Below are 12325 nucleotides of genomic sequence, written 5' to 3' on the forward strand. Positions count from 1 at the left end.
ATGCGCAAGGCGGCACGGCTTTTCGAGATCATCCAGATCCTCCGGCTTGCGAAAAAGCCCGTGACCGGCGCGCAAATGGCCGAGACGCTGGAGGTGACGGTGCGCTCGATCTACCGCGATATCGCGGCACTCCAGGCGATGCGCGTGCCGATCGAAGGCGGCCGCGGCATCGGCTATATTCTTAGGCCCGGCTTCGACCTGCCGCCGCTGATGTTTTCGATCGAGGAAACGGAAGCGATCGCCTTGGCTCTGGCGCTGCTGGCACGAACCGGCGACGAGGAACTGAAGGCAGCCGCCGGCCGCGTCAACCAGAAAATCACTGCAGCCGTGCCCGAGCCGCTGAGACTGGCCTTTCGTTCGCGGGCGCTGCACGCCTGGGGAACGATCGCCCCCTCGCCCGCCGGCATCGATCTCGCTCTGGTACGCCGGGCGATCCGCGACGAGCAGAAGCTCGAACTCGACTATCGCGACGAACTCGGCCGCGCCACAGAACGCACGATCCGGCCGGTGGCGCTGATCTACTATTCGGAAACTGCCAACATCGTCGGCTGGTGCGAGTTGCGCCAGGCGATCCGCAACTTTCGCGCCGACCGTGTCGAGCACTGCGAGGCGGTCGGCGCCTATTTTCCAGGCGAGGGAAACCGCCTCAGGGAACTCTGGATCAGCGGCTGGAAGACCACCTGAGCCTGGCCTCATCGGTACCCAGCACAAACGAAAAGACCCGGCGCAAGCGCCGGGTCCAAACGTCATGCATCGAAGACGGGCAGCTTACTTGGAAGCCGCTTCGTACATTTCGAGCACGTAATCCCAGTTGATCAGGCTGTCGACGAAGGCTTCGAGGTACTTCGGACGGGCGTTGCGGTAGTCGATATAGTAGGAGTGTTCCCAGACATCGACGCCGAGGATCGGCGAGGCGCCGTGAACGAGCGGGTTTTCGCCGTTCGGGGTCTTGGAGATTTCGAGCTTGCCGTTCTTGACCGAGAGCCAGGCCCAGCCCGAGCCGAACTGGCCGGTGCCGGCGGCGATGAAATCGGCGCGGAACTTGTCGTAGCCGCCGAGGTCGGACTTGATGGCCGCGTCGAGCTTGGCCGGCAGGCTGGTGCCGCCGCCGCCCTTCTTCATCCACTTCCAGAAGTGGATGTGGTTGTAGTGCTGGCCGGCATTGTTGAACAGCGGCTGGTTGGTGCCGTAGGACTTCTTGACGACTTCCTCCAGCGACAGGTCGGAGAGGCCGGCCTCTTCAGCAAGCTTGTTGCCGTTGGTCACGTAAGCCAGATGGTGCTTGTCGTGGTGGTACTCGATCGTCTCGCGCGACATGTAGGGCGCCAGCGCATCGTAGTCATAGGGAAGGTTCGGCAATTCGAAAGCCATGTGGGCATCTCCTCTTGGCATGGAATTTCGTCGGGAAATCCGTGAGCGGGAACATAGGCACCGACCCTCATGGAGGCAACCGATGCAATGCCAATTTTTCCTCAACCCACGGAATATACTTTCAACATCATTTTGAAAGCATGACACTTTCAAGCACATTCATGCCACGGTTTGGCTGCAGCTTCGCGACCGTTGCAACCATGCATAAAGGACAGTCCATGCCGCAGCGTCTCATCCCTGCCCTCGCCCTTTCCGCCATCGCCGCTTTTGCTGCGTCCAGTGCAGCAGCCTCTTCCGGCGACGCGTGGGAGACATTCCGGGCAGAGGTTTCGAAGAAGTGCCTCGCCGCCGCCACCTCGCTGCAAAAACCCAGCGTCGTCGTAGACCCCTTCGGCTCGCAGAGTTTCGGGCTGGCGCTGGTGATCGGCACGCCCAAGGGCTCCAAGGCCGCCATCACACAGATCTGCGTCTTCGACAAGCAGAAGAAGACGGTCGAGCTCGGTGGTGAGCTTGCACCCGACGCGGTCAAGGTGGGCGTGCCGGCAAAGAAGAAATAGCGCGCGCGGCCCGGCGCAAGCCGTCCAGTTGCCGCCCACGTCGGCCCCGGTCACTGCATATGTGGACTGCTCCTCACTTGAGCTTCGACCGACCGGTTGATAGATTTTGCTAATGGTGAGCGATACTTCCGAACGAATCCTGGACGCAACCGAACGCCTGATGGTGTCGCGGGGCTACAGCGCGTTCAGCTACGCGGACATCTCGGCCGTGGTCGGCATCGGCAAGGCGACCATCCACCATCACTTCCCGACCAAGGCGGACCTGGCCGCAGCCGTGCTTGCCCGCTACCGCAAGAACAATCGCCGCAGCGTTGAAGGACTGCTAGCAGCTGTCGGCGATCCGGCGGCCCGGCTCGAGGCCTATGTCGGCTTCTGGGAAGAATGTATCGCCAAACGGGACATGCCCTTCTGTATCGGCGCCCTTCTGGCCTCGGAAATACCTTCGCTTCCCGATATTGTCGTCGCGCAAGTGCGCGGTCATTTTGCCGACCTTTCCGGCTGGCTCGGAGCCGTGATCGAGGATGGCGTAGCGAAGGGATCCCTGAGGACCGCTCACGGCCCCAAGGCGGCCGCCGAGGCGCTGATGGCGACGGTCCACGGCGCAATGCTCGCGGCCCGCGTCGCCGGCTCGGATCAAGCCACGTTTTCGGCGATCGCACGGCCCGCCTTGGCACAGCTTCAGGCGCCAAGCGATGTCTGACCCCGAAGCTCCGACCCTTCGAAGCGACACCGGTCGAAAAAGACAGTTGTTCCCGTGGGAACGGCGGGCCACATTTGCGAGCGCTAGAAATCAAACCGAACGGACGCGATGGCAGGTGAAATCATCGCGTTTCTTTTTCAAATCTCTCCCGACCAACTAGTCGGTCCAACGAAGGAGGAAGATCATGGCAAATCCGCTTTCCACACTCGGCATCATCCATACCGTCATCAGCCTCGCCCCCGTCGTGGCGGGCCTCTATGGCTTTGCCCGGTATGGTGCGATTGTTCCCGGCACGCGCTCCGGCAAGCTTTACCTCGCCGCGATCATCCTGGCGGTGCTGACGTCCGCGGGGCTTTCGAGCACCGGCGGCTTCAACGCGGGCCATGCGCTCGGGATCGTCACGCTGCTCGTCATCGGTGGAAGCCTTGCAGCACAAAGGCTCGAATTTTTCGGCCGCCTGCGCCCCTACCTGGCAACGCTTGGCCTTTCGTTCAGCTATTTCCTGCTGATCGTGCCGGCGATCGCCGAGACGTTGAAGCGCCTGCCCGCCTCGCAGCCACTTGCCAGCGGCCCGGAATCGCCGATCGTGCAGACGACGCTGCTTGCCTGGCTGGTGATCTTCCTCGCAGGCCTCTCCGTCCAGGCCTACCTGATCCACAGGCGCGCCGTGGTCGGTGCGCGCGCGCCCCGCTCGCGCTGAGTGCCTGAACCGAAGGCCATCTTGCCCCGGCGCAGCGGGTACGACCGTGCGCCGGGGTTTTGCATACGCGCGGTGTCAGACGTCGCGGGCCGCGTGCGCCCAGTCCATGTAAAGATCGCGCGCCTTGGCGGCGACCGGGCCGGCCTGCAGGTCGCGGCTTTCGAGACGCGTCACAGGCAGCACCTTGGAGTAGTTGCCGGACGTGAAGATCTCGTCAGCCGCTTCGAAGTCCGCCATCGTCAGCGTCGCCTCGACCACTTCGAAACCGGCTTCGCGCAGCAGCGTCATGACGCGGAAGCGGGTGATGCCGGCAAGGAAGGTGCGGTTGGCGGCCGGCGTAAAGACGACACCGTCCTTGACCAGGAAGACGTTGGAAGAACCGGTCTCGGCGATGTTGCCGAGCATGTCGCGCACCAGCGCATTATCGAAGCCGCGCGAACGGGCCTCGGTCAGGATGCGCGCGTTGTTGGGATAGAGGCAGCCGGCCTTGGCGTCGGTCGGCATCGATTCCAGTGTCGGACGGCGGAAGGGCGACAGCGTCAGCGACGAGCCGCCGTGGCCGTTGCCCATCGGCGCCTCGAACAGGCAGAGCGCAAAACGAGTCGATTCCGGGTCGATGGCGACGACACCGGCCGCGCCGTGCTCGGCCCAGTACATCGGCTTCACATAAAGCGCCGTCTTGCCGTCGAACTTCTTGGCGCCTTCCCAGGTCAGCGCCTCGATCTCTTCCGCCGCCATCGTCGGCTTCAGGCCAAGTGCGGCGGCCGAGCGGTTGACGCGCTGGCAATGCAGGTCGAGGTCGGGAGCGACGCCGTCGAAAACGCGGGCGCCGTCGAACACCGTCGAGCCCAGCCACATCGCATGCGAGGTCGGGCCGATCAGCGGCGGATTGCCCGAGAGCCATTCACCATCGACATAGGTCCAGGTCACTGAGCGGGGGGATGTATCGACGGCCATCTGCGTCTCCTTGAGGTTTTTATTCTAGTCTTTCCGCATACCCCGAAAAAACAGCATCGGGGTGAATGGGTCTATCAAAAAATGTCATGGCGGCCGTTCTGGTACCGCGAAGGCCTCTCGCTTAGTCTCTGCGCCAAAGAAAAGGGAAAGCCGTGCGCATCAAGCATCTCGACGCAGACGACGTGGACATCTTCCGCCGCATCAGGCTGGAAGCGCTCAACCGCGAGCCGCAGGCCTTCGCCTCGACAGCGGCCGACTGGGAGCGCCTTTCGGCTGAGGAATGGCGCGCGCGGCTGATCGCCAACGCCGTATTCGTGGCCTTCGACAGCGATGAGCCGGTCGGCATCATGGGCCTGATGCGCGAGCGTGCGAGCCGGCTGGCGCATCGGGGCACGATCATCATGGTCTATGTGTGCGACGAGGCCCGCGGGTCCGGCGTGGCGCGACAGCTGCTTGCGCAACTGACCGACCATGCGCGCTCGGCCGGCATCCGACTGCTCGAACTCGTGGTGCGTGCCGACAATCCGACGGCGATCCGCTTTTATGAACGTGCGGGTTTCTACAAGATCGGGCACGTTCCCGGCGGCATGCTCGACGGCGACCGGGAGGTCGACGAATTTCTGATGGCACGCCACATCGACGGCCGCGCCCCACCCATTGAGACATTGCAAGGAGCGACCCGATGAAAGCCATGTATTACGACGCCTTCGAGAAGATGCCGGAAATCCGTACCCTTCCCGATCCGACACCGACGGAGAACGGCGTGGTCATCAAGGTCGAGGCAACAGGGCTTTGCCGGTCCGACTGGCACGGCTGGATGGGCCATGACGCCGATATCCGCCTGCCGCATGTGCCCGGCCACGAGCTGGCGGGCGTGGTGACCGCCACCGGCCGCGGCGTCATGCGCTACAAGGTCGGCGATCGGGTGACCGTGCCCTTCGTTTCCGGATGCGGCCGTTGCGGCGAGTGCCGCTCCGGAAACCAGCAGGTCTGCGAGGCGCAGTTCCAGCCGGGCTTTACCCACTGGGGCTCGTTTGCCGAATATGTCGCGCTCGACTTTGCCGACCAGAACCTCGTGCATCTGCCTGAAAGCATGGACTTCACCACGGCTGCGAGCCTCGGCTGCCGCTTCGCAACGTCGTTCCGCGCCATCGCCGACCAGGCCAAGGTCAAGGGCGGCGAGTGGGTGGCGGTGCATGGCTGCGGCGGCGTCGGCCTCTCGGCAATCATGATCGCGGCGGCCCTCGGCGCCCAGCCGATCGCGATCGACATCGCCGAAGACAAGCTCGCCTTCGCCAAAAAACTCGGCGCGGTCGCTGTCATCAATGGCCGTGACGTGCAGGACGTGGCAGCGGCGGTGAAGGATATCACCGGCGGTGGCGCCCATGTCTCGATCGACGCGCTCGGCAATCCCGTGACCTGCTTCAACTCGATCAAGAACTTGCGCCGGCGCGGCCGCCACGTCCAGGTTGGCCTGATGCTCGGCGACCAGGCGACGCCACAGATCCCGATGGCGCAGGTGATCGGCCACGAACTCGAAATCTATGGCAGCCACGGCATGCAGGCCTGGCGCTACGACGCCATGCTGGCGATGATCGCCGACGGCAAGCTGAAGCCGCAGCAACTGATCGGCCGGGAAATTTCTCTTGAAGAGGCGATCCCTGCCCTCGTCGCCATGGACCGCGCCACCGATCTCGGAATCAGCGTCATCACCCGCTTCTGACGGCCACGGCAAGCCGTGAACGCCGCAGCCGGTAGGCAATATGATGACCGCCCATTCCGACTCACCATCCGCATGCGCTAGCCTTGTCCCCAATCGGGGGCAAGGCAGATGACCATTGCGAGACGACGAAGACTGATCAAGCGGCAGCGCACCGGCACGGCGCTGGCCGTCGCCGCGACGATCTCGTTTCTCGCCGGGATGACCGACGCGATCGGGCTCTTGAGCATCGGTGACTTCGTCTCCTTCATGAGCGGCAACACGACGCGGGCGGCGATCGCGCTCGGCGACGGCGACTTCACCGGCGCCCTGCTGCTCGTCGGCGCGCTTGGAGCGTTCATCATCGGCAACGCGCTCGGCGTGATTGCGGCCGCACGCCTCGGCGTCGTCGGCGTCCTCTCGATGGTCAGTTTGGTGCTGATGCTCTGCGCTGGCTTCGGAACCTCGATGCCAAAGCCCTTTTATTTCTACGGCATCGTGCTTGCCATGGGCCTGGTCAATGCCGCCGTCGAGCACATCGAGGGCCTGCCGATCGGGCTCACCTACGTGACTGGTGCCCTTTCCCGTTTCGGGCGCGGTCTCGGCCGCTGGCTGCTCGGCAACACCAACCGCCAATGGCTCATGCAGATCGTGCCCTGGCTTGGCATGTTCTCTGGCGCTGTCGCCGGCGCCGTCCTGCAGCGCCATTTCGGCCCGGCGTCTCTTTGGGCTTCCTTCGCGCTTAGCGCCGGGCTCACGCTGGCCACCATTCTGGTGCCGTCGCGCTGGTCGAAGCGCTACATCCATCCGGGCTGATCCCGCTCCGGCCACAGCTTTTCGCCTCCCCCAAGATTTTGCCCTTAAGCCCGGACGGGTTTCAGGGCAAAATCCGCGCTGAAGAATCACGAGCGAGGTCCTGCCATGGCGCTTGCGGCAGCCGTTACTGCGGATGAACTTTACCATCCCATCCTCAACGCCAATCCGGCGCATCCGGCCGGCTGGCCGATCCGTGTCATCGTCAGCTCGCAGACCGAGGCGCGGCACAATCGTGCGCTTTGGGCGCCGACGCATCTCATCTCCGTGCGCGCACCCGGCAGCCGGCTTTTGTCGATGATCGAGTTGCCGCCGGAAAATCACCTGGAACTCTTTTTCGGCGACACCACCGATCCGGACGAACCGGATGCGGCGCGTCCGCAGGCGATCGACGCCGCATTCGCTTTCATCGACCGCTTGCCCGAGGACGCGCATCTGCTCGTCCATTGCCTGCGGGGCATTGGCCGCGCGACGGCGCTGACGCTGGGCATTCTGGCACGCTACATGCCGCCGGAAGAGGCAGCCGCGGCCCTGCATGCGCTTCGCCCGGAAGCCAAGCCGAACCGGCATGTGGTCAACCTGTGCGACACGGCGCTCGGGTTCAAGGGCAAGCTCGCCAAGCAGGCGCTACGCTTCCCGGCAAAAGTCTGGAAACCGGCCAAGGGCTAAGGCAGGAAACCTGCCTTTGAGCGGCCAGCCGTTGTGCGACGCACAAATATTTGACATGATCCGCGTAAAGAACGGTGACAGCGGGCTGTCCGATCGGGCGTGATGCTGTAAGCCTTTGTTTTCGGATAGGCTTTGATGTGGCATGTTCGCCATGTCAGCCAGCACCGAAGACAACTGACGGGAGGAAACGATGTCCCACGCGGCCTATGTGTTTGACGCCTACGGCACGCTCTTCGACGTGCATGCGGCGGTCAGGCGCCACGCTGAGGAGATCGGTCCGGACGGACAGGCTTTTTCCGAACTCTGGCGCGCCAAGCAGCTCGAATATTCCTGGGTGCGCTCGCTGATGGGCAGCTACCAGGATTTCTGGAAGCTGACCGAACAGGCGCTCGACTTTGCCTTCGCGCGCTTTCCCTCCGCCGACCCGAAGCTGCGCAAGCGGTTGCTGGACGCCTACTGGACGCTCGACTGCTATCCGGAAGTGCCGGCCGTTCTGAAAGGTCTCAAGGAGCGCGGGGCGCGGATCGCCATCCTCTCCAACGGTTCGCCGGCCATGCTCGCGTCGGCCGTGCGCAACGCCGCACTCGATATCGTCATCGACGACGTCTTTTCGGTCGACGCGGTGAAGGCGTTCAAGACGGCGCCCGCCGTCTACGATCTCGTTACCACCAGCTACCGGCTCTACCCGCACGCAGTCTCGTTCCAGTCGTCGAACCGCTGGGACATTGCCGGGGCGACGAAATTCGGCTTCCGCACCGTGTGGATCAATCGGGCAGACATGCCGGACGAATACCGCGATCATGGGCCTGCCTTGATCCTGCCCTCTCTCGAAAGCCTGCAATTCGGTATCTGAAGGAGTTCTTTGATGGTCTGGTCGCCCGCGCAGTATCTCAAGTTCGAAGACGAACGCACCCGACCAGCCAGAGACCTTCTCGCCCAAGTGCCTGACCTGCCAGAAGGCCTCGCCTTCGACCTCGGCTGCGGCCCGGGGAACTCGACCGAGCTCATCCGCGACCGGTTTCCCTGGACCACGCTTTCCGGCCTCGACAGCGACGAGAACATGCTCCTTGCCGCCGCCAAGCGGCTGCCCGGGGTATCCTTCGAAAAGGCGGATCTTGCGGCCTGGGTTCCTCCCGCCGGCGCCTCGCTGTTTTACGGCAACGCCGTCTTCCAGTGGCTTCCGAACCATCTCACTATCTTCGAAAGGCTGATGAAGGCGCTTGCCTCCGGCGGTACGCTCGCGGTGCAGATGCCGGACAACCTCGGAGAGCCGAGCCACCTCCTGATGGAAGAGACCGCGCGCAGCCCGGCTTTCGCTGAAGCCTTTGCCGGCAAGACCATCCGCCGCAACCCGATGCCGCCGCCGGCAACCTATGTCGAATGCCTGGTTCCGTGGGCAGCGCGCATCGAGGTCTGGCATACGATCTACTATCATCGCCTCGCCAATGCCGAAGCGATCGTCGAGTGGGTAAAGGGGACCGGCCTCAGACCTTATCTCGATACCTTGCCCGAGGACCGGCGGAGCGCCTTTCTCGCCGATTACACCGACCGGATACGCGCGGCCTATCCGGCAACGAGCGACGGCAAAGTACTGTTGCGTTTTCCGAGGTTCTTCATCGTGGCGGTCAAGGCGGGCTGAGTTCGTCTGCCCGCCGGGCGCTTACATGCGCTCCGCCAGAAAATCGATAAAGGCGCGGATACGGGCAGCGAGATGCTCGTGGCCGGCATAGACGGCGTAGACCGTCTCGATCTCGCCCGACTGATAGTCCTCGAGCAGCGGCACCAGCGTTCCAGCCTCGAAATCCGGCTCGACATGGAAACGACCGATGCGCCCGATGCCGACGCTGGCAAGGCAAAGCTGGCGGACGATCGAACCGCTCGATACCTGCATATTGCCGGAGACGGTTCGGTGCGCGATCTGAGACTGGCCCGGCGCGCGAAACGCCCACTCGTCGACGCTGCGGCGGAAGTTGAAGCGAACGCAGTTGTGGCCGTCGAGATCGTCAGGGGTTTGCGGGATCCCATACTTTTCAAGATAGGCGGGCGTGGCGATCACCACCGGCCGGGTTTCCATCAGCTTGCGCGCCTTCAGGGATGAATCACGCAGCGGTCCGGTGCGGATCGCCACGTCCGTGCGTTCGCCGACGACATCGATCATGCTGTCGGTCAGCGTCAGGTCGAGCTGGACCTCCGGGTATCGCGCCAGGAACTCCGGCGCGAGCGGCATGATGTAGCGCTCGCCGAAGCCGACGGCGGCGTTCACACGCAAGAGCCCACGCGGCGCCATGCGTCCGCCGGCGGCAACGACATGCTCGGTCTCGGCGATATCTCCGAGGATCCGTTGCGCCCGCTGGAAATAGACTTCGCCTTCTGGGGTCAGCTGCAAGGTCCGGGTCGAGCGCACGAGCAGGCGCGTGCCAAGCCGGTCCTCGATGCGGGTCACCAGCTTGCTGACGGCCGACGGCGACAGTTTCAGGCGCCGCGCCGCAGCGGAGAAGCTGCGGGTCTCTGACACGGCGACAAAAACCTCCATCTCACCGGCTCGGTTGTCCATGCGCTTCCCTTTGAACTCAATTCACAAACGTTTGTCTGATTATGCGTATTATCGTGATGAGTGCAAAGGCTCATATTCCACCCGACTTCAACAACAACCACACGCCCGGTGCTCCCAGCCGGGTGGGAAAGGTCTCGTCGTGCCTATTGCCATACTTGCGCTGACGATCGCGGCCTATGCGATCGGAACAACGGAATTCGTGATCGTCGGCCTCCTGCCGACGGTTGCCACCGACCTCAATGTCACCCTGCCGCTCGCCGGCCTGATCGTCAGCGTCTACGCGCTCGGCGTCACCTTCGGCGCGCCTGTTCTCACCGCGCTCACCGGCCGGATCGAGCGCAAACCGCTGCTGATCGGCCTGATGGCGCTGTTCATCGTCGGCAATGCCGCCGCAGCATTGTCGCCGAGCTATGAACCGCTGCTCGTCGCCCGCGTCATTTCTGCCTTTGCCCATGGCGTGTTCTTCTCGGTCGGCTCGACCATTGCCGCCGACCTCGTACCGGAAGACCGCCGCGCCTCGGCCATTGCCATGATGTTCATGGGCCTGACCGTCGCGATCGTCACCGGTGTGCCGCTCGGCACCTGGATCGGCCAGACCTTCGGCTGGCGCGCCACCTTCTGGGCCGTCACCGGTCTCGGCGTCGTCGCTCTTGTCGCGATCGCAGCCCTGTTGCCGAACACGCTGTCCAAGGCGCCGCCGGCAAAGCTCATCGACCAGGTGCGCGTGCTCGGCTCCGGCCGCCTGCTGATCGTCTTTGCCATGACCGCGCTCGGCTACGGCGGCACCTTCGTCGCCTTCACCTTCCTGGCGCCGATCCTGCAGGACATCACCGGCTTTTCGGAAAGCGCCGTCAGCCTGATCCTGGTGCTCTACGGCATCGCGATTGCCATCGGCAACATTGCCGGCGGCAAGATCGCCAACCGCGACCCGGTCAAGGCGCTGATCGGCCTGTTCCTGGCGCAGGCGGCGGTGCTCGTGCTCTTCACCTTCGCGGCCCCCTCGCCGGTGCTGACGCTGGTCACGCTTGCGGCCCTCGGCTTCCTGTCCTTCGCCAATGTGCCGGGCTTGCAGCTCTATGTCGTGCAGCTTGCCAAGCAACATCGTCCGGGCGCCGTTGATGTCGCCTCGGCGCTCAACATCGCGGCCTTCAACCTCGGCATCGCCGTCGGCGCCTGGCTCGGTGGCGTCATCGTCGCCTCGCCGCTCGGCCTTGGCATGACGCCCGTGATCGGTGCCCTGCTCGTCGCCGCAGCCCTGCTGCTCACGCTCCTGAGCGGCGCCCTTGATCGTCGCACCGGGGCGGCCTACCAAACGGCTTGAACCGCCGTCTGCGAGGACCACCTATAGCCTCATTCCTTTTTCGCCCGGCCAGGTGGCCGGGGGCTTATCAAGCATAACATGCCCAGTACAAGGAGTTACCCACGATGCATTCCGTCAATTCCAACGGCGCCAACATTCCGGCGCTCGGCTTCGGCACTTTCCGCATGCCCGGCGCCGATGTGCTGCGCGTTCTGCCGGAAGCCCTGAAGCTCGGATTCCATCACGTCGATACGGCGCAGATCTACGGCAACGAGGCCGAAGTCGGCGAGGCCATCCATAATTCCGGCGTGTCACGCGCCGATATCTTCCTCACCACCAAGGTCTGGGTCGACAAATATGCCCATCGCGACTTCCTCGCCTCGGTCGACGAAAGCCTGAAGAAGCTGCGAACCGACCAGGTCGACCTGCTTCTCCTGCACTGGCCGGGCGGCAGCGACGTGCCGATGGCCGAGCGCATCGGCGCTCTCAACGAAGTGCACAAGGCCGGCAAGGTTCGCCACATCGGGGTCAGCAACTTCAACACGGCGCAGATGGAAGAGGCCGTGAAGCTGAGCGACGCGCCGATCGCCACCAACCAGGTCGAGTACCACCCCTATCTCGATCAGACCAGAGTGCTTCAGACCGCCCGCAAGCACGGCATGTCGATCACCGCCTACTATGCGATGGCGAACGGCAAGGTGCCGAGCGATCCACTCTTGAAGGAGATCGGTGCCCGCCACGGCAAGACGGCCGCGCAAGTAGCGCTGCGCTGGCTCGTGCAGCAGAAGGACGTGATCACCCTTTCAAAGACCGCGACGATCGATCGCCTGAAGGAAAACTTCGCGATCTTCGACTTTGCGCTCGGCGACGGCGAAATGGCCGAAATCCACGCCCTTGCGCGTGCCGACGGCCGCATCGTCAACCCGGAAGGCCTTGCCCCCGTCTGGGACAAGGCTGCTTAACGAACGCAATCATTTCGCCGCCGGCCAATTCCCTGCCGGCGGC

15 protein-coding genes are annotated in these 12325 nt (G+C 63.8%); 12 read left to right on the plus strand and 3 right to left on the minus strand.

Annotated features, from left to right (window positions below; genetic code table 11):
- Positions 1-684: a helix-turn-helix transcriptional regulator gene (locus ASD01_RS30305; protein ID WP_034789264.1), complete on the plus strand. Its 684-nt coding sequence runs from the start codon at positions 1-3 to the stop codon at positions 682-684.
- Between the two features lie 84 nt (positions 685-768).
- Here ASD01_RS30305 and ASD01_RS30310 read toward each other — a convergent pair whose 3' ends face one another.
- Positions 769-1371, minus strand: a complete 603-nt coding sequence (locus tag ASD01_RS30310) for a superoxide dismutase (protein ID WP_034789262.1) — start codon at positions 1369-1371, stop codon at positions 769-771.
- Between the two features lie 218 nt (positions 1372-1589).
- On the opposite strand from ASD01_RS30310, the gene ASD01_RS30315 reads away from it, so the two are divergent.
- The 3 genes from ASD01_RS30315 (at position 1590) to ASD01_RS30325 (ending at position 3328) form a co-directional block, all read left to right on the plus strand.
- The gene (locus ASD01_RS30315) at positions 1590-1928 is read left to right on the plus strand and encodes a hypothetical protein (RefSeq protein WP_034789460.1); all 339 of its coding nucleotides are present in this window, start codon (positions 1590-1592) and stop codon (positions 1926-1928) included.
- 112 nt (positions 1929-2040) lie between these two features.
- Complete coding sequence (locus tag ASD01_RS30320; RefSeq protein WP_034789261.1) at positions 2041-2628, plus strand: TetR/AcrR family transcriptional regulator; 588 nt, start codon at positions 2041-2043, stop codon at positions 2626-2628.
- A 184-nt stretch (positions 2629-2812) separates the two neighbouring features.
- The gene (locus ASD01_RS30325; protein WP_034789260.1) at positions 2813-3328 is read left to right on the plus strand and encodes a hypothetical protein; all 516 of its coding nucleotides are present in this window, start codon (positions 2813-2815) and stop codon (positions 3326-3328) included.
- A 75-nt stretch (positions 3329-3403) separates the two neighbouring features.
- Here the strand turns inward: ASD01_RS30325 and ASD01_RS30330 are convergent, their stop codons facing one another.
- Positions 3404-4285, minus strand: coding sequence for a branched-chain amino acid aminotransferase (locus ASD01_RS30330; RefSeq protein WP_034789259.1), 882 nt, complete (start codon positions 4283-4285; stop codon positions 3404-3406).
- A gap of 152 nt (positions 4286-4437) precedes the next feature.
- Here ASD01_RS30330 and ASD01_RS30335 point away from each other — a divergent pair, with 152 nt between their 5' ends.
- From ASD01_RS30335 to tam, 6 genes are all read left to right on the plus strand, one after another.
- Positions 4438-4971, plus strand: a complete 534-nt coding sequence (locus ASD01_RS30335) for a GNAT family N-acetyltransferase (protein ID WP_051659155.1) — start codon at positions 4438-4440, stop codon at positions 4969-4971.
- Entirely contained in the window at positions 4968-6008 is a 1041-nt protein-coding gene (locus ASD01_RS30340) for a zinc-dependent alcohol dehydrogenase family protein (RefSeq protein ID WP_034789258.1), read from the plus strand. Before ASD01_RS30335 ends, ASD01_RS30340 begins: the two co-directional genes overlap by 4 nt.
- 108 nt (positions 6009-6116) lie before the next feature.
- The gene (locus ASD01_RS30345; protein WP_034789257.1) at positions 6117-6800 is read left to right on the plus strand and encodes a YoaK family protein; all 684 of its coding nucleotides are present in this window, start codon (positions 6117-6119) and stop codon (positions 6798-6800) included.
- 105 nt (positions 6801-6905) lie between these two features.
- Positions 6906-7466, plus strand: a complete 561-nt coding sequence (locus ASD01_RS30350; protein ID WP_034789256.1) for a phosphatase — start codon at positions 6906-6908, stop codon at positions 7464-7466.
- A gap of 190 nt (positions 7467-7656) precedes the next feature.
- The gene (locus ASD01_RS30355; protein WP_034789254.1) at positions 7657-8319 is read left to right on the plus strand and encodes a haloacid dehalogenase type II; all 663 of its coding nucleotides are present in this window, start codon (positions 7657-7659) and stop codon (positions 8317-8319) included.
- Between the two features lie 12 nt (positions 8320-8331).
- The gene (tam, locus tag ASD01_RS30360) at positions 8332-9105 is read left to right on the plus strand and encodes a trans-aconitate 2-methyltransferase (RefSeq protein WP_034789252.1); all 774 of its coding nucleotides are present in this window, start codon (positions 8332-8334) and stop codon (positions 9103-9105) included.
- 21 nt (positions 9106-9126) lie between these two features.
- Here the strand turns inward: tam and ASD01_RS30365 are convergent, their stop codons facing one another.
- The gene (locus tag ASD01_RS30365; protein WP_034789251.1) at positions 9127-10020 is read right to left on the minus strand and encodes a LysR family transcriptional regulator; all 894 of its coding nucleotides are present in this window, start codon (positions 10018-10020) and stop codon (positions 9127-9129) included.
- Between the two features lie 139 nt (positions 10021-10159).
- Here ASD01_RS30365 and ASD01_RS30370 point away from each other — a divergent pair, with 139 nt between their 5' ends.
- Positions 10160-11341 (plus strand): MFS transporter, encoded by a 1182-nt coding sequence (locus tag ASD01_RS30370; protein WP_034789250.1) that lies wholly within the window; start codon positions 10160-10162, stop codon positions 11339-11341.
- 104 nt (positions 11342-11445) lie between these two features.
- A complete protein-coding gene (locus ASD01_RS30375; RefSeq protein WP_034789248.1) occupies positions 11446-12282 on the plus strand; it encodes an aldo/keto reductase in 837 nt (278 codons plus the stop codon).
- Positions 12283-12325: the final 43 nt, after the last annotated feature.

Origin of the sequence: Ensifer sp. Root423 (assembly GCF_001426275.1) — a bacterium.
In the GTDB taxonomy this organism is placed as follows: Bacteria; Pseudomonadota; Alphaproteobacteria; order Rhizobiales; family Rhizobiaceae; genus Ensifer; species Ensifer adhaerens.

Coding starts and splice junctions, on each gene's coding strand:
- ASD01_RS30305 (WP_034789264.1), top strand. CDS start 1: ATGCGCAAGGCGGCACGGCTTTTCGAGATCATCCAGATCCTCCGGCTT.
- ASD01_RS30310 (WP_034789262.1), bottom strand. CDS start 1,371: ATGGCTTTCGAATTGCCGAACCTTCCCTATGACTACGATGCGCTGGCG.
- ASD01_RS30315 (WP_034789460.1), top strand. CDS start 1,590: ATGCCGCAGCGTCTCATCCCTGCCCTCGCCCTTTCCGCCATCGCCGCT.
- ASD01_RS30320 (WP_034789261.1), top strand. CDS start 2,041: ATGGTGAGCGATACTTCCGAACGAATCCTGGACGCAACCGAACGCCTG.
- ASD01_RS30325 (WP_034789260.1), top strand. CDS start 2,813: ATGGCAAATCCGCTTTCCACACTCGGCATCATCCATACCGTCATCAGC.
- ASD01_RS30330 (WP_034789259.1), bottom strand. CDS start 4,285: ATGGCCGTCGATACATCCCCCCGCTCAGTGACCTGGACCTATGTCGAT.
- ASD01_RS30340 (WP_034789258.1), top strand. CDS start 4,968: ATGAAAGCCATGTATTACGACGCCTTCGAGAAGATGCCGGAAATCCGT.
- ASD01_RS30345 (WP_034789257.1), top strand. CDS start 6,117: ATGACCATTGCGAGACGACGAAGACTGATCAAGCGGCAGCGCACCGGC.
- ASD01_RS30350 (WP_034789256.1), top strand. CDS start 6,906: ATGGCGCTTGCGGCAGCCGTTACTGCGGATGAACTTTACCATCCCATC.
- ASD01_RS30355 (WP_034789254.1), top strand. CDS start 7,657: ATGTCCCACGCGGCCTATGTGTTTGACGCCTACGGCACGCTCTTCGAC.
- tam (WP_034789252.1), top strand. CDS start 8,332: ATGGTCTGGTCGCCCGCGCAGTATCTCAAGTTCGAAGACGAACGCACC.
- ASD01_RS30365 (WP_034789251.1), bottom strand. CDS start 10,020: ATGGACAACCGAGCCGGTGAGATGGAGGTTTTTGTCGCCGTGTCAGAG.
- ASD01_RS30375 (WP_034789248.1), top strand. CDS start 11,446: ATGCATTCCGTCAATTCCAACGGCGCCAACATTCCGGCGCTCGGCTTC.